This is a genomic window from Acinetobacter sp. GQ146, from assembly GCF_059758585.1.
Map to the genome: position 1 here is coordinate 217340 of NZ_JCAXDV010000001.1, position 18992 is coordinate 236331.

Consider the following 18992-nt stretch of genomic DNA (forward strand, 5'->3'; position numbering starts at 1 on the left):
AAACTTTTAAAACAGCATATATTGCAACAATTTTCGCTGGATATTTATTGATAATTTAATGTAAAATTACATTTAATAATACTGATACCTAATTTTAAAAACTATAATAAAAGTGTATTGTTTTATCCTGAGTTGCGATAAAATCATCCGAAAGGATGAGTTTATGAAGAATAATCAGCGATAAACTTCGTGTAAAAGAATGTCAATATGGATATGAGTTAAATGAATAGTAATATGTTGTTGAATGGTGAAACGGTTGTGGGTCAAGGCGAAGCATTTGCAGTGCTGAACCCAGCCACAGAGCAAACTATCGTGGAAATGAACAGTGCGACTGTTGAGCAGGTCGATCAAGCTGTTCAGGCGGCACGTGCGGCTTTTAAAACATGGCAGTATGTGTCTGATCACAGTATCAATGAAAGTTTTGCCAAAATTGCCCAAGATATTCGTGCTGAAAAAGACCAAATTGCCGAATTGATTACCACGGAACAAGGTAAACCTTTAGCATTGGCGCAGTTTGAAGTCGAAGCGGGTGCAGGCTGGATTGAATATATTATGAGTCTGGAAGTGCCTGTAGAGACCATTCCTGATTCAAGTGGTAAAACCATTAAAGTCTATAACCGTCCCTTGGGTGTTGTTGCCTCGATTACACCTTGGAACTGGCCGTTTATGATTGCAATCTGGCATTTCTTCCCAGCGTTAAAAACCAAGAATACAGTAGTCAATAAACCTTCAGAATTTACCCCACTCAGTACCATTAAACTGGTGGAAATTATCAACCGCCATTTACCGAAAGGTGTGTGTAATATCGTGCTGGGTAAAGGGGATGTTGGACAGGCACTCAGCGAACATCCTGATGTTGATAAAGTCACCTTTACAGGCTCAACCCGTACAGGACAAAGTATTCTTAAACACTCCGTGAATACTTTAAAAAGTGTGGTGCTGGAACTTGGTGGCAATGATGTCGGGATTGTTCTGGATGATGTGGATGTGGATGTCGCGGCTGAGAAAATCTTTGGCTCTGCATTCTTAAATATGGGACAAACCTGTGCCGCGTTAAAACGGTTGTATGTGCATGAGAATGTTTATGATGCGCTCACACAAAAACTCGCTCAAATTGCCAATGCGCAAGTGGTTGGCAATGGCTTAGAACAAAGCACGACTTTTGGTCCCATCCAAAACCGTCCGCAATATAATAAAGTCAAGGCTTTGATAGAAGACGCTGTGGCAAAGGGTGGACAGATTATTACGGAACATAAGCCTGTGAGTGAGCAAGGGTATTTTATTCCGCCAACTTTAGTGACCAATGTTCAAGAAGGTATAGCATTGGTGGATGAAGAACAGTTTGGTCCAGTCCTGCCAATTATTAAGTTCAGTGATGTAGACAGTGTGATTGAACGTGCCAATAATAGCGAGTTTGGTTTGGGTGGTTCAGTTTGGAGCAAAGATTTAGAGCGCGCACAAGACATTGCTAGCAAACTGGAAACCGGAACGGTTTGGATTAACAGCCATTCGGATGTCTCGCCCGCAGCTGAGTTTGGGGGCTGGAAAATGTCTGGCTTGGGTTACTCATTTGGATTAAGTGGTTTGTTACTGTTCACGCATAAACAAGCTGTTCATATTAGCCAATAACTGATTGAATTGATCAATCATCCTTAGGCATAAATACAGGTATCAGTTTTAATATGCTCGCACTGAGGGTATTAAAACTGAGCTAGGTATTTGCTCATTTTAGGTAAAAATGAAGATGCTTAAGGAAATGCTTGGCAGGAAGCCAAGCGGATTGATCAAGCCGTATGATTAAATTTTCCAAAGGATGGTGAAAATTTATGTTAAATCAAAATTTTATTCAGCAATTTAGTCATAATTTTATCGACCAGATTAAACACGTCTCAGATTTGGACGGATTTCTGACCTATAAAATTGACAATATCCAACATGCCTATGGCTTTGAAGTTGTCGGTATCCCAAAGTGTTCGATTGATGAGTATTTGAATCTGCATATCGAACACGATCCTGTGAGCTTTCGACATTTTTATGATGGGCAAGAGAATGTGGCGATTTTAGATCACTATCAACCCAATGAAAATTACCGTTATTTTATGAATAGATGGCAGGTGTATGATACGGCCGAGTTTTTCTTTCGGAAGCATAATGGTCAGCCAGTATTGGGATTCAGTATTTTTCGCGAACATGGCAAAGCTAAATTTAGTGAACAGGAAAAGAAGATTTTTGAAGCTTTTCACCGTCTCTCCATCGATCATTTTCACCATCATGTGGATGTGCTGAATAGAGATAAAATGATGGATGAATACCATTTAACAAAAAAAGAAATGGTGGTGTTAGAGGAATTATTTACTAATTTAGAAGCGAGCCAAATCTCAAAAAAATTAAACTGTAGTTTGTCCACCATTAAAACCCATGTGCAACATATTTATCAAAAAGTGAATGTCAGTAGTCGCCAAGAATTAGTCTGTAAATTCTTACGTTAATTCAATTGATCATCCTCCCTGATTTCTAAATGACTTGAGCATAAGATTAAAAAATTGGGTTGTATTTAATGCGGCTAGCAATAGCCCCGTTGTTCTGTTGTTCTCATTCGTTTTGTAGTGTCCTCGCATTTTTCCATCATTTGGCATATTCATTGCTTATTTTATGACATCTGGTCAGACCAGTCTGACAATGACTTGAAATGGAGCATACATGAATCTAGCTGAGTTTAACCAATTAAGCCCTGTACAGGCCAAAGCCGTGCTACAGCCTTGCGTACATATTGCTACTTGGGTCGAGTCTCTGGTTCAACAGCGACCATTCAGTCTAAAAGATCAACTCTATCAATATGCTGCGGCACAAGCCCAAACATGGCAGTGGCCTGAAATTGCTGAAGCACTGGCACAACATCCACGAATTGGTGAGCGTAAAGCGGCTGTGGCTTTATCAGAAAAAGAGCAAAGTTATTCCCAAACGGAGCAGGCGCAATTGGGAACAGATGCTGAATTACAACAAGCACTGTATCAGGGCAATCTGGATTATGAGCACAAGTTTGGACACATCTTTTTGATTCGTGCCGCAGGGCGTTCAGGGCAAGAAATGCTATCTGAATTACATCGTCGTTTAAGCAATAGCGTGGAACAGGAACAGCAAGAAGTTCAACAGCAGTTGGCAGAAATCGCATTGTTACGTTTAAAACAGGAAATTCAATAAATGGCTGGAATTAGTACCCATATTTTAAATGCTTCTATTGGACAGCCTGCAATTGCTGTCGTCGTCAAATTACAGAAACAGTTGGGCGATAGCTATGTGCTGTTAGATACACAACACACTGATCAGGATGGTCGAATCCAAGCTTTTGCCTTGGATCAGTTTGAGCAGGGCAATTATCAATTGGTGTTTGAAGTGGCCGCTTACTTTGAGCAGCAGCAGGTCGAAAGCTTTTACCCGCGAGTAACTATCGACTTTAAAGTGGCGAATACAGCGCAGCATTACCATGTTCCTCTGCTGATTAGCCCATTTTCTTACTCAACCTATCGCGGCAGTTAATCGTATTTAACCCCAAATAATGATTTGGCAATTTTAGAGGAATTCGTTATGCAGCAAGAAAATGCAAATCAGGCACTTCGGCAGCAGGTTGCCCCTGAGCATGAATATTTAGGCCTCCATAAAAATCTGATCTATGGTTTACAGCATGTCTTGACCATGTATGGCGGGATTATTGCGCCCCCGTTAATTATAGGTGCAGCCGCAGGACTGAGCGCTGCTGAAATTGGCTTATTGATTGCAGCCGCCTTATTTGTAGGTGGATTGGCGACAGTTTTACAAACCCTAGGCATGAAGCATTTTGGCGCAAAATTACCGATTGTTCAGGGCGTTTCTTTTGCAGGTGTGGCCACCATTTTGGCCATCTTAAGTACAGGAGGGGGATTGCCTACGGTCTATGGTGCCGTGATTGCCGCATCCTTGATTGGTTTGCTGCTTACGCCTTTTTTCTCGAAAATCATTCGCTTTTTCCCACCAGTTGTCACAGGCTGCGTGATTATGATGATTGGGATATCGCTGACACCTGTCGCAATTCGATGGATGATGGGAGGCAATCCTAAAGCTGAAAACTGGGGGGATCCTGCCAATATTGCTCTTGCCGCCATGACTTTGCTCATCGTCCTGATTTTTAGCATGTTAAACAGTGTGATTCTACGTCGTCTGGCAATTTTAGTGGCGATTGTGCTGGGTACTTTACTGGCTTGGGGCTTGGGATTTACCGATTTTAGCAAGGTGGGGGCTGGAGCAATTATTGCGTTTCCCAATGTATTTCATTTTGGTTTGCCCGTATTTGAATTTACAGCCATTTTTTCTATGTTGATCGTTACTTTGGTGATTATGACGGAAACTACGGCAGATGTGATTGCGATTGGTGAAGTGGTCGGTACACCTGTGGATGCGAAACGCATTGGCGACGGTTTGCGTGCAGATATGCTTTCTAGTGCTATTTCTCCGTTATTTGGTTCATTTTCTCAGAGTGCCTTTGCACAAAACGTGGGTTTAGTTGCAATTACAGGGGTAAAAAGTCGCTTTGTGGTGGCGACTGCCGGTGTGATTTTAATTTTATTGGGGCTGTTACCGATTGTGGGACGCTTAATTGCATCTATTCCGATGCCTGTTTTAGGTGGTGCTGGGATTGTGTTATTTGGTACGGTAGCGGCCAGTGGAATTCGCACTTTAGCCAAAGTCGATTTTAGCGATAACAAAAATTTAATTATTGTGGCCACTTCATTGGCTATCGGCTTGATTCCAATTGTCAATCATGAATTTTATGCGCAATTTCCAACATGGGTAAAAACCTTGCTGCATTCTGGCATTAGTTCAACCTGTATTGCTGCGATCTTACTCAACCTTGTATTTAACCACTTACCGTGGAGTAAATCGGGAGTTGCTCTGCCACCAATCGCAGCTAACAGCGAGCACTCATCTTGATGGTAGGCTGAGCACCGCGCTTTGTTCACCTTTTTTTAGTCAATTACGCTTTTAAAGAGGCTTATCCATTGGGGCATAAGTCGAGGAGAGTTTTGACTTTAAAAAAGCCGAATGGATCAATAAAAAATATTTAAGTATCTGTTTGTCTGTAATTTATTTTTAAAATGTTAATTAGGGGTTGTAATGCAAAACTTTAAAATGAAATCAGCCGTGTTGATGCTGAGCATGCTGGCAACGATGTCGGGCTGGGCCGCCGATAGCAGTTTGAATGGGATGTTGAATTTGCAACAAGGGTGTCAAATCAACAACAATTCTGTAGCGACACTGTCCGAAATGTTGGGCTGTGGTACGCTGCATGGGGCAGTCAAATCGCTCTATTATTCAACTCATAATGCCTATTTTGTCGAAGGTTTAAATCAGGATACGGTATCGGTTGGGGGCTATGTTAAATATGAAACCGCGCCATTTTATGGAGTACAGGCTGCGGTTGGCTATGACCTGCAACGCCGCTTAGATGAGAAAAACCAGCATCCTGAAGTCTCAGAATTAAAAGAAGACCGGGATGGTTTAGCGGAAGCCTATGTGACTTGGAAAAATGATAGGGCACGAGTCACCATCGGTAATCAGCGTTTAAATTTACCGTTTATGGGAGATTATGCTGATCGACGTGTGTTGCTGAATCTTTACCAAGCTGCTGATGTACAGATTGGCAACAATAAAGATTATTTACGTTTTACCAAAGTGAATAAATTCAAGAGTTATGGCGATGATGAATTTACTGAAACTTCACGTCAAAATGCCAATCTGGAGACTGATGGCGTCTGGTCGATTGGTTTAGGTAAAGCTTTTAATTTAGATCAGCAAAAACAACTAAAAGCACAAGTGTGGTATCAAAGCTATGATGACTATACCGATTTGATTTATACCCAGGCTGATTTGAGCTTCCCTCTATGGAAAACTTCACCTGAATTTTCTATGCAGTATATCTATGGACGAGAGCAAGGCAAGGCGTTGGCAGGGGATGTGAACAGTAATATTTTTGGGGTACAAGCCGCATTTAAGGTCGTACCCAAAGCCACTTTAAAACTCGCTTATGACTATATTAAACCAGAGCATGAGAGTTATTTGAATGGTGCATTATTGACACCATATGCCACGAAAACCTCATCGGGTGAAATTTTTGCCCAACCATTTTTCACCAGTACTCAAGATTTAGGTGCTGGCAATGCGCTAATGGTGTCCCTCGATGGTCTGTTAACAGATCAACTGATTGGTGGAGTGCGCTATTCATTCATGGATTTGAAAGAAGCCGAAAATGTAGAGAGTCGTAATCAGTCAGAATATATGTTGTTTGCAATCTATAATTTTACTGGGGCACTGAAAGGTTTGAGTGTCAGTAACTTTGCGGGGATTCAAACTTCACCGCGTTATAACAAGGACTTCTTACAAAACCGTTTTGCCATTGCCTATAAATTTTAACATAAGCACTGAAACAGCATTTTTGTGAGAGCAAGAATGCTGTTTTTGTACTGAGCTATAAATACAAAAAAGCCCCGAAATCGGGGCTTAAGTTTGCGTAAATGTTTAGTCTAGCGGATTGCCGACAATATTACTGAGGATGCCTTGCATAATATGGCCTCCTTGTTCTTGATACAGCGATTGATACCATTCTTCGGTTAACTGGCGATCTTTCATATGGGTGACATCACAGCGTTTGCGTGCGCGGAGTACCATTTCACGGGTACGTTGATTGCGCTTATTTTGATAACGTGTCAAAGCATCATCTAAACCAAAGGTATTGATTTGTAAGGCACGTGCTAAATAAATGGCATCTTCCATGGCTTGACAGCCCCCTTGCCCAATATCTGGTGTGGTGCTATGCGCCGCATCCCCCAGTAACACCACATGACCATTATAAAAGTCCATGAATGGCTCAATATCATGAATTTCGACACGATTGGTTTTTTGTTCATCGATGGCATCAATGAGCTGCTGTACTGGTGTACACCATCCCTTGAAATATTGTTTTAATAAGGTTTTATACTGATCACGGTGGTTGGGTAAACCCGCATCTAAAGGAACATCAAAGAAAAAGTAAAAGCGGTTGTTGGCTACCGGCATGAGGGAGACCCGCTTTCCTTCGCCAATAAAGGTGGTCCACTGTTGTGCCGGGGCAAGTTCTGCATTAATTTCGACTAATCCATTCCAGTTTACATAGCCAGCATAGCGACGTTCTACGGAATGTCCCAATACATATTGGCGACTTAGAGAATGTGTGCCATCTGCACCAATCAGTAAATCGGCTTGTACAGAACAACCATCTTCAAAATGAATCGTGACATTGGACTGCTGATCTTCAATGCGGATCATTTTTTTACCAAGGTGGATCTGCTCAGTTCCGAATTTTTGCATTAATAAGTGTTGTAAATCGGCACGAGACACTGGGTAGGCTTTTTGTCCCACTTCTTTATACAGCGGGGACAAGCTAAATTGGGTCATGGTCTGTTGATTTAAACCGTCGACATAGGCCAGCGATTCCATTTCACCACCTAAAGCCTGAATTTCGTCGGTTAAGCCCAAATAGTTCAGACATTTCACGCCATTTGACCACAACGAAATGGCTGCACCGACGGGTAAAATCTCGGTGGCTTGCTCATAAATAGTCACTTGATGACCAAATTTTTTTAATGCAATACCCGCAGTTAGCCCGCCCATACCTGCACCTACAATTGCAATGTTCATCGTCTCAACCTTATAGAATTTGAATGAAAAAATAAAAATCAATAAGGAGGATTAAGCGAGAAGTGTGCCAAGTATTGGCTACTGGTTTTACTGGTAAGACCAGTGTTATGCCTCATTAGCATGCATAAAATAACAGGGTGCACCGAATGGTGTTATAGCTTGCTAAATAACAGTGCAGCATGACTCAACGCTTGTGCAAATGTGAGGGAGAGCACTCAGGGGCTGATGAAATTTCTATGTCGAGTCAGAAAAAAAATTAGTCGGTTGCGAGTGCCGATTTAAGCTTCAAGGCCAGTCTTGAGGATCTGAAGAATAGCCTTGTAAGGAACACGACAAATCAAGCAGGACAAGACGGATAGATTTATTCGGGTGCGTATCGGCTACCGACATTTTGTTCAGAAGATGCAAGGATGGGCAGTGACGATCCAATTGCTTTAAATGAGGGTTTGATGTCTTGAAAAATACACGCCCGCACGCTGTGCTGCCCCAATAATATGGTTTTGCATGGCTTTTTCAGCTGCTAGAGCATCTTGGGCAAATAGGGCATTTAAAATCTGTTCATGTTCCTGAATGGTTTTATAGGCCAAATTAGGTTGTAGAAAGGGTAAGATCTGGCTCTTTTTGATCCATTCGGTATGAAGTTTAAGTGTTTGAATAATTGATTGATTATGGCTTAAATCGATAATGTGCTGATGAAAGGCATAATCAGATTCAGAGGCCGCAGGCCAATCTTGCTGTTGAATGGCTTGAGTGAGCTGTTCATGATACTGCTGCAATAGCGTTTTGTCGTCCGCAGTTAAATATTCACATGCCAATAGGGCAGAAAAACTTTCTAAAACATAGCGCAATTGATAAAAGTCTTTTAACGAGACCCGATGTTCACCTTCCCATTGCTCGGAGGCTCGACTGTGTTGGGAAATGACATACACGCCTTTGCCGGCTTTAATTTCGAGTAAACCTAAAGCTGCCAGCCGAGTGACCGCCTCACGTAAAGAGGCACGACTGATTCCCAGTTGAAGGGCTAGGTCACGCTGCGACGGTAAAACCGAACCGATGGCATACAGGCCTTGCTGAATGCGCTGATGAATCACTTCGACGGCTTGCTCAGTGACCTGAGAGGATTTTCCACTGGAAATTGCTTGTGGCTTCATAATAGGCACTGCATCCTAATCAAATTGAACACCTTGATTCTACACAAAAAAGCCGAGATGAAATGAACTAATCGCGTCGCATCGGCACAATTTTTACAACAGGTCAGACCAGTTGGACTGGTTTTTGCATAATGATCATCGAAAAGATATGAGGAATGATCAATGACAGTGCATATTGCCAAATCTGTAAATTTACCAGAACAACTCAGTGGTCTCACCAACTTAGCCGATGCGCGCATAGGGGCCAGTATTGTAGCTTGCTCCGATGAGTTCTTTGCCAGTGCCGAGCGCATGCTTCAAGCAGAACCTGCGCAATTTATTGAGGGCAAATATGATGATCATGGTAAATGGATGGATGGCTGGGAAACCCGACGTAAACGTGAAGCGGGTTATGACTGGTGTATTGTTCGTTTAGGGGTTGCTGGGAAAATTTCAGGCTTCGATATTGATACCTCTTTTTTTACGGGGAATTACCCAGCATCAGCTTCGATTGAAGGCTGTTACGCCCCAGATGATCAGCTGGAACAAGTCGAATGGATGACTTTATTAGAAAATTCGGGACTGTCACCAGACCAACACCATGTTTTTAGTTGTGAAACTAGTCCGAAGCTGAGTCATATTCGGATCAATATTTTTCCTGATGGTGGCATCGCGCGACTCCGTGTCTATGGTCAGGTGGTGCTGGAAAAGATTGATCCAGATCAAATACTGGATTTGATTGGGCTGAAAAATGGCGGACGTATTGTGGCCTTTAGTGATGCGCATTTTGGTCATCCGAATAATCTGATTAAACCTGACCAAGGCATCAATATGGGCGATGGCTGGGAAACCAAACGTCGTCGTGCTCCTGGTTTTGACTGGTGCATTATTGCTTTAGCACAGGCAGGACAGGTCGAAAAAATCGAAGTCGATACCGCATTTTTTAAAGGGAATTTCCCTGCATTTTGCTCGATTCAGGCGGCTTATGTGGAAAATGCTACCGACGCACAACTGATTCCGCAAAGCATGTTCTGGAATTTTTTACTGGACCAACAACCGTTAAGCATGGATCAGCAGCATGGTTACAGTGCTGAGATTTTGCCGCATCAAAAAATCAATTATATCCGGGTCAATATGATTCCAGATGGAGGTATCAGTCGGATTCGCTTATGGGGGAAAATCTTAGGTTGATAAATGCTACGTGGTCAGCTGCTAAAGTTAGCGGCTGACCCACCCTAATCAAAAGTGAAGAAGTCGAGATGCGTGAAAATCAAATTATTATTCGTCCCTTAACTCGGGAAAATTTTGCTGCTTTTGGTGATGTGATTGAAACGGAACAACGTGAGAGTTTTCCGATTAATCAAGGTTTGACCCAGCGCTATCATGCACTGTCTTTGACCCAGTTGGGGGGCGAAAATGGGGCAGTCGGTTTAAGTGTTTTTCATAATCTTCAGGCGACAGTTTTACCATTCAACATTCATATGTTGGAGCGGCATCCACTCGGTTCGCAATCTTTTATTCCACTTGCCCAGCAAAAATTTATTATTGTGGTGGCATTGCCTTTGAATGAGGCTGAACCAGATGAAGCCAAAATTTCCGCATTTTTAAGCAATGGTCAGCAAGGTATTACCTATCATCAAGGCGTTTGGCATCATCCTTTAATCACGCTTGAAGCGGAGAGTGATTTCTTGGTGGTGGATCGAATCGGTTCGGAACCCAACTGTGATATTCATCATTTGTCACGGCCGATAGATATTATTGAATCTTCTACACAGCCAGAGCGAATCAAGCTCTGACTGTGTTTGTCTTTCAGTATTTCCCTTCAAAATTGGCACTAATCCGTTGTTTTAAATATTCACGCGCAGTAATCGCAGGATACTTATGCGCCGGACTTTCAATGACGACATCTTCATTGGCTTGGCAGAAAAAAGCTAAGCTATAGCGTGCCCCCTGATATTCATGCGCTTCTGGATTTTTAACGCGATGGAAATTTGAGGGTAGCTGGTCATCGCTCCAGCGCATCAGCATATCGCCAATATTACAGGTGATCACATCATTATGTGGTTCTATACTGGTCCATTGTTGCTGTTCCATATCTTTACCCGGACAGACCTGTAAACCACCTTGTCCATGACGCTGGAACAATAAAGTCAGGCAGTCAAAGTCAGTATGTGCCCCTGCACGCCATAAACCCAGTTGCTCTTTCAAAGCAGGGTCGACCGCATAGTAATGCAGCATGCGTAAAGTGCTTTGATAGCTTGCTTGCTCAGGATTATGCGCATGGGTAAAAAAGTCATCGGCAAAGCCCAGTTTATAGGCAAAGCAGGACAAAATTTTCATACCGACTTGCCAACATGCTTGCTCAAAATTGAGCATGGTGTGTTGGAACTGGGGTAATTCTTGTTCGGAAGGGTACAGTCCAGCCATGCGTGGACGGGTAATTTGATAGGATTCTTTCTGGTCGGGGGTATGGGTCGAGGGGCGAACTTGCGCCTTACTTTCCCAGCCTGCATTACGGTTTAACGGATATTGTGCTTTGACCTGTTCAGGCAGTTGGAAAAATTGTTCCGTCATGGCAAAGGCTTGATCAATTTGCTCTGCGGGAATGCCATGATTGGAGACCTGGAAAAAACCAATATCGGTTGCTGCACTCCAGAGCTGTTCGGCAATTTCATATTTGCGTTGCTCAAAGTCGGATAAATCAATAATCCGAACTTCACGCTCAAAGGTTTCCTGACCGAAAGCTCCCATACGCGCTTCTTTATTGAGTTCATCTAAGCTGTAATCGCTTTCAGCCAATCGGGTCAGGTTTGCTGTGTTCATCGTTTCACCTCAATTTTGGGATGAGTGTGACCCAAACTCGCTGTAGGCAAGAGCATAGGTCACGGGTTCAAAAAAAAGGCACATATTCTTGCGAACAAGAACATGAGCATATTTCTGAGCAATGACCCACAGCGATGACCAAATTCGACAACACTGCTGAACGCTTCTACTCTGACTGCAAAACATAAGCATTTTCTATACCAGATAATTAGAGCCTGAGTGAAATAGCTGTTTGAGATACTTAAAATAGGTTTTACGACAGTAAAATGAGTGAGCTGCTGGCGGTAGCACAGCAATGGAGCATTTTTATACCGTGGTTTGCAATAAATGAGTGCAAAGTTTTTGTGGTGGATTGCAGCTAATCAAGCCAAGTGTCGCAATCCGCGAAATTACACAGCCTAAAATCAAATTAGCGAAATGTATTTTTAATAAACACATTGGAAAAGCATAAAAAAATTATTTTGGCATAGAGCTTGCTAAATCTAACTTGAGTATAAGCGGTTAGTGTGTACTGAACACATGGGACATTGCTCTACAGCGTTGGCTGTTCCTCATTAGGGGACAAAGTCGAGTTTGGCTTGGCTTTGAGAGTAAATGTATTTCAGCATTTTCCCCTAAAAGAATAGCAAAAATGAGTTGATACATATTTTAGGGGTTGTCGTTATGAAAATTCATCATCGTGTAGGCAAAGGTCGTTTCGCATTTCTTGTAAGCGCTTTATTGCTGAGTCCATTCACACAGGCGGCTGACAAGTTGGTGTTACAAACCACATGGTATGCCCAAGCAGAACAAGGCGGCTATTATCAGGCTTTAGCGCAGGGAATCTATAAAAAATATGGCTTAGATGTCGAAATTAAAGTCGGTGGTCCACAAGTCAATAATATGACGCTCCTGTTATCAAAACGCGCCGATATTATTATTAATTATGATTTACAAGTGCTGAAAGGCATTGAAAGTAATTTCCCGATTAAAGCGATTGCTGCGCCTTTTCAGTTTGATCCTCAAGGAATGCTGACCCATGCCGATGTCAAATCTTTGGCAGATTTGAAAGGCAAAACCATTTTAGTCTCGACCAGTGGACAAGCCAGCTGGTGGCCTTGGTTAAAAGCCAAATACAAGTTAGATGCTGCTCAAGCGCGTCCTTATACTTTTAATATGCAGCCTTTTCTAGCAGGAAAAAATGTTGCCCAACAAGCGTATGCCACCTCAGAAGTGTTCCAAGCCAAAAAAGCCGAGCCATCCAGTAAATTCTTCCTATTTGCCGACAATGGCTATCCCGCTTATGGTGGCATTTTAGTGACACGAAATGATGTGATTCAAACTAAACCAGAAGTGCTACAGCGTTTTGTTAAGGCCTCGATGGAGGGCTGGAAAAACTATTTGGCGGATCCTCGCTTAGGCAACGCCATCATAAAAAAAGAAAACCCGAATATGCAGGATGATTTGCTCGCATTTGCTGTCGCACAAATGAAAAAGTTACAGCTAATTGATGGTAGTGATGCAAAAACCAAAGGGATTGGTGTCATGACGGATGCACGCTGGAAAGCTACCCGGGATTTTATGGTGGGTGCAGGATTACTGAATAGTAAGACCAATTGGAAAGCGGCGTATACCACTCAATTTGTCACATCGGCCAAAAAATAAGACAACCATTCGGTAAAGAAAATAAGGCGATTGCCTGAAGGGGAAACCTCATGAACTTTGCATTACCCATAGATAAATTAATAGAAGAATCAAGTAGTTTTGTTGCACCTATGTTAATGGCACGCGGGGTAGAAAAAACTTATGCCAATGGTACTCAGGCCTTACAGCGCTTAGATGTTGATATTACTCGTGGTGAAATCGTGTCTTTGTTGGGGCCTTCAGGCTGTGGCAAAAGTACCTTATTAAAAATGTTTGCCGATCTGGAACAGCCTTCGGCAGGGCAGGTGCGCTGGAATGGCAAAAGTGACATGCAGTCGCAATGCAAAATGGCAATGGTGTTTCAAGAGGCAACCTTAATGCCTTGGGCAAATATTGAAGATAATGTACGGTTACCGCTAGATTTGCAGGGTCTTGCCAAATCAAAAGGAAATCCTAAAGTGCATGATGCCCTAAAAGCTGTCGGTTTGGAAAATTTTAGCCAAGCCTACTCACGTGAACTTTCAGGCGGAATGCAAATGCGTGCTTCATTAGCACGTGCTTTGGTGACGGAGCCAGACTTGTTACTCATGGATGAGCCATTTGGTGCCTTGGATGAGTTTACCCGTCATAAATTAGACAGTGATATTCGTACACTTTGGTCAGAGCGAGACCTCACAGTGGTGTTTGTGACCCACAGTATTTATGAAGCCGTGTATTTGTCTTCACGAGTGATTGTGATGGGCGCGCGACCAGGTCGCATTATGGCGGATATTACAATTGATGGGCCAATAGCACGAGATGAATCGTTTCGAACGTCTGAAGTCTTTATTCAACAGTGCTCACAATTGTCTCAAATCTTAGCGCAAGCGAGTGGAGGGTCAGACCATGCTTAAACCACTCATCAAAAATCCCGCTATTCAACGAGTTGCTGCTCCTATGATTTTAGGTTTGCTGTTACTTTTGACCTGGCAAATTAGTTTTCAGCAGCTTCATGTGCCAGTCTATATTGTGCCAAAACCGAGTGATATTGCCCTGACCATGGTCAATCAGTCTGGATTGTTATTGGGCAGTTTATGGGTCACGTTAAAAATCACCTTATTGGCATTTTTCAGTGCGGTGATTATCGGTACCTTGGTGGCGTTCCTGTTTGTACAAAGCCGAGTCATTGAAGCCTGCTTCATGCCTTATGCGATTTTATTTCAGGTGACCCCGATTGTCGCGATTGCCCCCTTGGTGATTATCTGGATTCAAAATACCACTTTGGCCTTGGTGGTCTGTGCCATGCTGGTCGCGATTTTTCCAATTTTAACCAATACCACGCTGGGTTTACGCAGTGTCAATAAAGGCCTGCTCAATTTATTTCAAATCAATAAAGCCAGTCGCTGGCAAATCCTGATGCGCTTGCGGGTACCGAATGCCTTGCCATACTTCTTTGGAGGTTTACGTATTTCATGTGGTTTGGCACTGATTGGTGCGGTGGTGTCTGAATTTGTGGCGGGCACAGGGGGCACCAGTGCCGGACTGGCCTATCAAATTTTACAAGCAGGTTTTCAGCTGGATTTACCGTTAATGTTTGCCGCCTTATTGCTGATTACCTGTACAGGGCTGGCACTGTTTATGGCCATGTCTTGGCTGAGTACTTTATTTCTAAGCAAATGGCATGAGAGTGAGCAGGCTTAAATGACAACACAATATTTAATCAAAAATGCCTATGCCATTTTAACTGGCTTGGCTGGAGAAAGTGCGCGTGCAACAGCAGCAGATATTCGTATACAGAATGGAAAAATTAGTGCAATTGGCGATTTGAGTCCATTACCCGAAGATACCTTGATGGATGCAAAAGACTGTGTGATTTACCCCGCGTGGGTGAATACGCATCATCATTTATTTCAGTCATTACTCAAAGGCGAGCCACAAGGCTTAAATCAAAGTTTAACACCGTGGTTAGCTAGTACACCGTATCGTTTTCGCGGGGCTTTTGATGAGGAAACCTTCCGTATAGCAGTTCGGATTGGCTTAATTGAGTTATTACGCTCGGGTTGTGCCACAGTGGCTGACCATCATTATTTATATTGGCCTAATATGCCGTTTGATGGTGCTGCGATTTTATTTGATGAAGTTGAAAAACTGGGAATGCGTTTTGTGTTGTGCCGTGGAGGGGCAACCCAAACGCGTGGTTTAGAGAGTGAATTACCTCAAGCTTTACGTGCCGAGAAATTTGAAGATTATTTGGCCGATGTCGAACGTTTGGTGCAGCAATATCATCAGAAGGATGCACATGCCATGCGAAAAATTGTCATGGCACCGACCACCTGCCTGCATTCCACCACGCCAGTTCAGTTACGCGAGAGTGCCAAATTCGCGCGTCAGTTAGGCATTGGATTACATAGTCATTTATCAGAAACAGTCGACTATTTGGATGCAGCACAAAAGAAGTTTGGCATGAGCCCTGTACAGTTTTGTGCGGAACATGACTGGGTTGGTTCAGATGTCTGGTTTGCACATCTGGTGAAATTATTGCCCGAGGAGATTCAGATTCTAGGACAAACTCGTACTGGGATTGCGCATTGTCCACAAAGTAATGCCCGATTGGGCAGTGGCATTGCCGATTTAATTGCTTTAGAACAGGCAGGCATGACCATATCCATTGGGGTAGATGGTGCAGCCTCGAATGAAGCCGCAGATATGTTGTCCGAAACCCATGCGGCATGGCTCATGCAACGTGCACGTAAAGGCATGTTGGCTGTACCACAATATCAAGGAGGGCAATTTGAGGGTGGAGCCGATGCCGCTACCATTGAAGATATTGTACGTTGGGGATCTGCGGGCGGTGCAAAAATCTTAGGTTTTGAGCAAGTCGGAACACTTGAGGTCGGACAGCAAGCAGATTTTGTGTTGTATCAACTGGATGATCCGCGTTATTTCGGGCTGCATGATATGGCGATTGGTCCAATTGCCAGTGGTGGACGTGCACATATTAAAGCCATGTTTATTGCCGGAGAGATGGTGATGCAACATGATCAGATTCCGAATATGGATATGCAGGAATTGGCTTGGCAGGCAAGAGAGGCAGTGCAGTTGCTACAGCAACGCACCTTAAAAATTGCTTAAAGTAATTCTGTTGAATATATAACTTAGAATAAACCTTCAAATAAGTTTATCAGGGTATAAGCTTGTTTGAGGTTTATTTATTATATTAAATGTATTTAAAATATATAAAACAATTTGGAGATTGAATAAAATACTACTAGTAAGGCGATGTTTTAATTTTTGCTGATTGTTAGTAGGTTTTATATTTGAATATGCATATATGTGTATTTATTTATTGGTTAAGGTACTAATCGCCTGATTAAATACTCTACCTCACTATATTTTTATTATACATATAAAATGATTATGTCGGTATATGATTTTTAAAAGTTTAAATTTTTATTAATCTATTGATATTATTGCTATTTTTAAATATTTACTACAGAGTCACAAATAGAGTTTTACAAATTTATGAAAATGTTTTCTTGGTATTTTTGTGACATATAATGTCTGTATTTTAGCTTTTTTGTCGCTTTCTTAAAAATAATAAAATGTATTTTGTATGAATTTTAAAATAGAAAATTAAACTTTAATTTTTTATTTATTTTAATAATTGAAAATTAAATTATAAGTGTGATAGTTTTCACCAAATGTTATATTTATTTTGACTAGAAATGCAGAAAAAAAGTAAATCATATCTAACTGTAAAAAATAATGTTTCTGGGTTCACTTTGATTGAACTAATGGTAACAGTTGTAATTGCAGCAATCTTAGCTGCAATAGCACTGCCTTCGTATCAAAGTTATATCAAGAAATCACAGCTTCGGGCTGCTCAAAACGATTTAGTCGCATTAAGTTTGGTTTTTGAAAATTATTACCAACGCAATTTATCCTATCCAAATGCAGATTATTCTAGTACGAGTGCATTAACTGCTTCGACGGCATTTCCGCAATGGGCTCCAGGTAATCAGGATATTTTTGAATTCTCTAGTAGCAAAGTGAACAGCGGTAAAGGTTATGAATTAATCGCAACTGCAAAAACTACGACTAAGTTGAATGGTTGTATTTTAAAAATTACCAATACAAATGCAAGAACGGCCACAACAAGTTGTGAAGGTAAGACCTCGTGGTAATCAGAAATATCAGAGAGGCTGGTTTAAGCTTAATCGAACTGATGATCACCATTACTATTTTGGCTATTTTAGTGGTCAGTGGAACAGCATTAACTGGCCAATGGTCGAGACAAACAGAATTAGATAAAGCCTCTATGGCTTTAAACAGCGCAATGGGATTAGCCAAAGCGACAGCTATTCGAAATGAATTTGCACAAACAGCGGACTCTTCAGCCAGTCAAATATGCTTTGATGCCAATACCAAAGTACTTGAAGTGCATAAAGCGAGTGCAACTCAGCCTGCAAGTTGTAGCAATACAGTTGTATTTAGTTATCCCCTCAGTCAGAGCATAGAAATTAAGAAAGTTGATGCAACAAACTTCAAATGTTTTGCTTTCAATCATTTTGGGCAAGTTTCGACTGAGATCACAGGTAATTGTAAAACCAATTTAACGCTTACGCTAAGTAATGGGAACTTAAATGAAAGCCTTACATTCAATTAAATCGAACCAACACGGGGTTGGTTTATTGGAGGCACTCATCGCTGTTGCACTATCTAGCTTTGTGATTTTAGGTGCACTTTATAGTATGGGGCGTATGTTTGTGAGTCAGAAGCAAACCAATGTGCAATATATTGTAATCAATGAATTACGAGCAAAATTACAGAATGCGACCTCGACTGAAAAAGCGGAATGGTGCAGCGGAACATCACACCCAACAATCACTTTGCCTAAGGAAACATCTGCCATAGATGTAACAGTAACCTGTAAATCTATGGACGTAACCGTTAATAATGCAAGTAATTCTAGTTATAACAAAACCATCTCAGAAACTCAGTTAGTTAAATTTGAAGTCGATAATGCTTTACTCGGCGGTAAGCTGACTGTAGGAGAAGAACTGAAATGAAACATCAGTCTGGGGTGACTTTAATTAGCTTATTGATCGGCTTGTTAATAGCCATGTTGTGTATTATCGCCTTACTCAGTGCTTATCGTGTGGTGGTGAAGACCGGTGTTGAATCACGTATAGCAGCGAGTCATGATACTCAATTACAACGCGGATTAACCACAGCACAAATGTTTTTGCAAAATGCGGGTTTCGGATTAACGGGTTCAAATCACTTATTAACGTCAGATATTTCAATAAATACAAAAACGTATTCTGCTTTATTGTGGCGCTATAAAGAGGGCTCTAAGACAGTCTGTCAAGGATTGTTTGATATGAGTACTGCTGATAATAAAAATAGACAATTGGTTTTAGCCCAAGGCTTTAAAGACACCAGTGGTGCTGATTGTGATGCTACAGCTGGTTTGGGGACGTTTACTTGGAAAGTACAAAGCACGTTAGCAAATCTCGAAGATTTTTCGGTAGATCAATCCAATCCTGCACAAATTACTTTTACTCAAACCACATCCGCATGTACTCCCTATGGCGCAGGAAAAGTTGATGCAAGCACTCAACATCCATTAATCACTATTCTAGCTCAAACCAGTACGCAGCATCTTGCAGGTCTAGGTACAGCCCAAATTCCTGTTTGTATTGTCAATATATCTTTGTAATAGGGTAA

Annotated in this window: 19 protein-coding genes; 16 read left to right on the forward strand and 3 right to left on the reverse strand. The window is 41.9% G+C overall.

From position 1 onward, the window contains the following. Window positions 1-222 precede the first annotated feature (222 nt). The 6 genes from AC6CHI_RS00995 to AC6CHI_RS01020 all read left to right on the forward strand — a co-directional run bounded on the left by AC6CHI_RS00995 (window position 223) and on the right by AC6CHI_RS01020 (window position 6444). Window positions 223-1629 (forward strand): aldehyde dehydrogenase family protein, encoded by a 1407-nt coding sequence (locus tag AC6CHI_RS00995; RefSeq protein WP_498119079.1) that lies wholly within the window; start codon window positions 223-225, stop codon window positions 1627-1629. 197 nt (window positions 1630-1826) lie between these two features. After that, the gene (locus AC6CHI_RS01000; RefSeq protein ID WP_458890898.1) at window positions 1827-2489 is read left to right on the forward strand and encodes a helix-turn-helix transcriptional regulator; all 663 of its coding nucleotides are present in this window, start codon (window positions 1827-1829) and stop codon (window positions 2487-2489) included. Window positions 2490-2700: 211 nt separating this feature from the next. Continuing rightward, a complete protein-coding gene (gene uraD / locus AC6CHI_RS01005) occupies window positions 2701-3201 on the forward strand; it encodes a 2-oxo-4-hydroxy-4-carboxy-5-ureidoimidazoline decarboxylase (protein WP_458890897.1) in 501 nt (166 codons plus the stop codon). Beyond that, a complete protein-coding gene (gene uraH, locus AC6CHI_RS01010) occupies window positions 3202-3537 on the forward strand; it encodes a hydroxyisourate hydrolase (RefSeq protein WP_498119080.1) in 336 nt (111 codons plus the stop codon). A 48-nt stretch (window positions 3538-3585) separates the two neighbouring features. Next, entirely contained in the window at window positions 3586-4965 is a 1380-nt protein-coding gene (locus AC6CHI_RS01015; RefSeq protein ID WP_498119081.1) for a nucleobase:cation symporter-2 family protein, read from the forward strand. Between the two features lie 183 nt (window positions 4966-5148). Beyond that, on the forward strand, window positions 5149-6444 hold the full coding sequence (locus AC6CHI_RS01020; RefSeq protein ID WP_498119082.1) for an OprD family porin: 1296 nt from the start codon (window positions 5149-5151) through the stop codon (window positions 6442-6444). A gap of 105 nt (window positions 6445-6549) precedes the next feature. Here the strand turns inward: AC6CHI_RS01020 and hpxO are convergent, their stop codons facing one another. Both hpxO and AC6CHI_RS01030 read right to left on the reverse strand, forming a co-directional pair. Beyond that, window positions 6550-7707, reverse strand: a complete 1158-nt coding sequence (gene hpxO, locus AC6CHI_RS01025) for an FAD-dependent urate hydroxylase HpxO (RefSeq protein WP_498119083.1) — start codon at window positions 7705-7707, stop codon at window positions 6550-6552. 434 nt (window positions 7708-8141) lie between these two features. Then, entirely contained in the window at window positions 8142-8858 is a 717-nt protein-coding gene (locus tag AC6CHI_RS01030; RefSeq protein WP_498119084.1) for a FadR/GntR family transcriptional regulator, read from the reverse strand. Between the two features lie 162 nt (window positions 8859-9020). Here AC6CHI_RS01030 and alc point away from each other — a divergent pair, with 162 nt between their 5' ends. Then, entirely contained in the window at window positions 9021-10028 is a 1008-nt protein-coding gene (gene alc / locus AC6CHI_RS01035) for an allantoicase (protein WP_498119085.1), read from the forward strand. A 68-nt stretch (window positions 10029-10096) separates the two neighbouring features. After that, window positions 10097-10633, forward strand: coding sequence for an ureidoglycolate lyase (locus AC6CHI_RS01040; RefSeq protein WP_498119086.1), 537 nt, complete (start codon window positions 10097-10099; stop codon window positions 10631-10633). Between the two features lie 13 nt (window positions 10634-10646). Here AC6CHI_RS01040 and AC6CHI_RS01045 read toward each other — a convergent pair whose 3' ends face one another. After that, entirely contained in the window at window positions 10647-11660 is a 1014-nt protein-coding gene (locus tag AC6CHI_RS01045) for an isopenicillin N synthase family dioxygenase (RefSeq protein ID WP_498119087.1), read from the reverse strand. Window positions 11661-12323: 663 nt separating this feature from the next. Between AC6CHI_RS01045 and AC6CHI_RS01050 the strand changes: the two genes are divergently transcribed. The 8 genes from AC6CHI_RS01050 (at window position 12324) to AC6CHI_RS01085 (ending at window position 18984) form a co-directional block, all read left to right on the forward strand. Continuing rightward, the gene (locus tag AC6CHI_RS01050; RefSeq protein ID WP_498119088.1) at window positions 12324-13304 is read left to right on the forward strand and encodes an ABC transporter substrate-binding protein; all 981 of its coding nucleotides are present in this window, start codon (window positions 12324-12326) and stop codon (window positions 13302-13304) included. 50 nt (window positions 13305-13354) lie between these two features. Next, window positions 13355-14176, forward strand: coding sequence for an ABC transporter ATP-binding protein (locus AC6CHI_RS01055; protein WP_498119089.1), 822 nt, complete (start codon window positions 13355-13357; stop codon window positions 14174-14176). Then, window positions 14169-14963 (forward strand): ABC transporter permease, encoded by a 795-nt coding sequence (locus tag AC6CHI_RS01060; protein ID WP_498119090.1) that lies wholly within the window; start codon window positions 14169-14171, stop codon window positions 14961-14963. The genes AC6CHI_RS01055 and AC6CHI_RS01060 overlap by 8 nt, the downstream gene beginning before the upstream one ends. Continuing rightward, on the forward strand, window positions 14964-16394 hold the full coding sequence (locus AC6CHI_RS01065) for an amidohydrolase family protein (protein WP_498119091.1): 1431 nt from the start codon (window positions 14964-14966) through the stop codon (window positions 16392-16394). A gap of 593 nt (window positions 16395-16987) precedes the next feature. After that, window positions 16988-17446, forward strand: a complete 459-nt coding sequence (locus tag AC6CHI_RS01070) for a type IV pilin protein (protein WP_498119092.1) — start codon at window positions 16988-16990, stop codon at window positions 17444-17446. Then, the gene (locus tag AC6CHI_RS01075; protein WP_458890882.1) at window positions 17440-17928 is read left to right on the forward strand and encodes a pilus assembly FimT family protein; all 489 of its coding nucleotides are present in this window, start codon (window positions 17440-17442) and stop codon (window positions 17926-17928) included. The genes AC6CHI_RS01070 and AC6CHI_RS01075 overlap by 7 nt, the downstream gene beginning before the upstream one ends. Further along, a complete protein-coding gene (locus AC6CHI_RS01080) occupies window positions 17906-18331 on the forward strand; it encodes a type IV pilus modification PilV family protein (protein WP_458890881.1) in 426 nt (141 codons plus the stop codon). Before AC6CHI_RS01075 ends, AC6CHI_RS01080 begins: the two co-directional genes overlap by 23 nt. Beyond that, window positions 18328-18984 carry a hypothetical protein gene (locus AC6CHI_RS01085; RefSeq protein WP_498119093.1) on the forward strand — a complete coding sequence of 219 codons (657 nt, stop codon included), beginning with the start codon at window positions 18328-18330 and terminating at the stop codon, window positions 18982-18984. The genes AC6CHI_RS01080 and AC6CHI_RS01085 overlap by 4 nt, the downstream gene beginning before the upstream one ends. Window positions 18985-18992: the final 8 nt, after the last annotated feature.

What these genes read in the sequence shown, in the direction of transcription:
- AC6CHI_RS00995 (WP_498119079.1), top strand. Translation starts at nt 223, where the DNA reads ATGAATAGTAATATGTTGTTGAATGGTGAAACGGTTGTGGGTCAAGGC.
- AC6CHI_RS01000 (WP_458890898.1), top strand. Translation starts at nt 1,827, where the DNA reads ATGTTAAATCAAAATTTTATTCAGCAATTTAGTCATAATTTTATCGAC.
- uraD (WP_458890897.1), top strand. Translation starts at nt 2,701, where the DNA reads ATGAATCTAGCTGAGTTTAACCAATTAAGCCCTGTACAGGCCAAAGCC.
- uraH (WP_498119080.1), top strand. Translation starts at nt 3,202, where the DNA reads ATGGCTGGAATTAGTACCCATATTTTAAATGCTTCTATTGGACAGCCT.
- AC6CHI_RS01015 (WP_498119081.1), top strand. Translation starts at nt 3,586, where the DNA reads ATGCAGCAAGAAAATGCAAATCAGGCACTTCGGCAGCAGGTTGCCCCT.
- AC6CHI_RS01020 (WP_498119082.1), top strand. Translation starts at nt 5,149, where the DNA reads ATGCAAAACTTTAAAATGAAATCAGCCGTGTTGATGCTGAGCATGCTG.
- hpxO (WP_498119083.1), bottom strand. Translation starts at nt 7,707, where the DNA reads ATGAACATTGCAATTGTAGGTGCAGGTATGGGCGGGCTAACTGCGGGT.
- AC6CHI_RS01030 (WP_498119084.1), bottom strand. Translation starts at nt 8,858, where the DNA reads ATGAAGCCACAAGCAATTTCCAGTGGAAAATCCTCTCAGGTCACTGAG.
- alc (WP_498119085.1), top strand. Translation starts at nt 9,021, where the DNA reads ATGACAGTGCATATTGCCAAATCTGTAAATTTACCAGAACAACTCAGT.
- AC6CHI_RS01040 (WP_498119086.1), top strand. Translation starts at nt 10,097, where the DNA reads ATGCGTGAAAATCAAATTATTATTCGTCCCTTAACTCGGGAAAATTTT.
- AC6CHI_RS01045 (WP_498119087.1), bottom strand. Translation starts at nt 11,660, where the DNA reads ATGAACACAGCAAACCTGACCCGATTGGCTGAAAGCGATTACAGCTTA.
- AC6CHI_RS01050 (WP_498119088.1), top strand. Translation starts at nt 12,324, where the DNA reads ATGAAAATTCATCATCGTGTAGGCAAAGGTCGTTTCGCATTTCTTGTA.
- AC6CHI_RS01055 (WP_498119089.1), top strand. Translation starts at nt 13,355, where the DNA reads ATGAACTTTGCATTACCCATAGATAAATTAATAGAAGAATCAAGTAGT.
- AC6CHI_RS01060 (WP_498119090.1), top strand. Translation starts at nt 14,169, where the DNA reads ATGCTTAAACCACTCATCAAAAATCCCGCTATTCAACGAGTTGCTGCT.
- AC6CHI_RS01065 (WP_498119091.1), top strand. Translation starts at nt 14,964, where the DNA reads ATGACAACACAATATTTAATCAAAAATGCCTATGCCATTTTAACTGGC.
- AC6CHI_RS01070 (WP_498119092.1), top strand. Translation starts at nt 16,988, where the DNA reads ATGCAGAAAAAAAGTAAATCATATCTAACTGTAAAAAATAATGTTTCT.
- AC6CHI_RS01080 (WP_458890881.1), top strand. Translation starts at nt 17,906, where the DNA reads ATGAAAGCCTTACATTCAATTAAATCGAACCAACACGGGGTTGGTTTA.
- AC6CHI_RS01085 (WP_498119093.1), top strand. Translation starts at nt 18,328, where the DNA reads ATGAAACATCAGTCTGGGGTGACTTTAATTAGCTTATTGATCGGCTTG.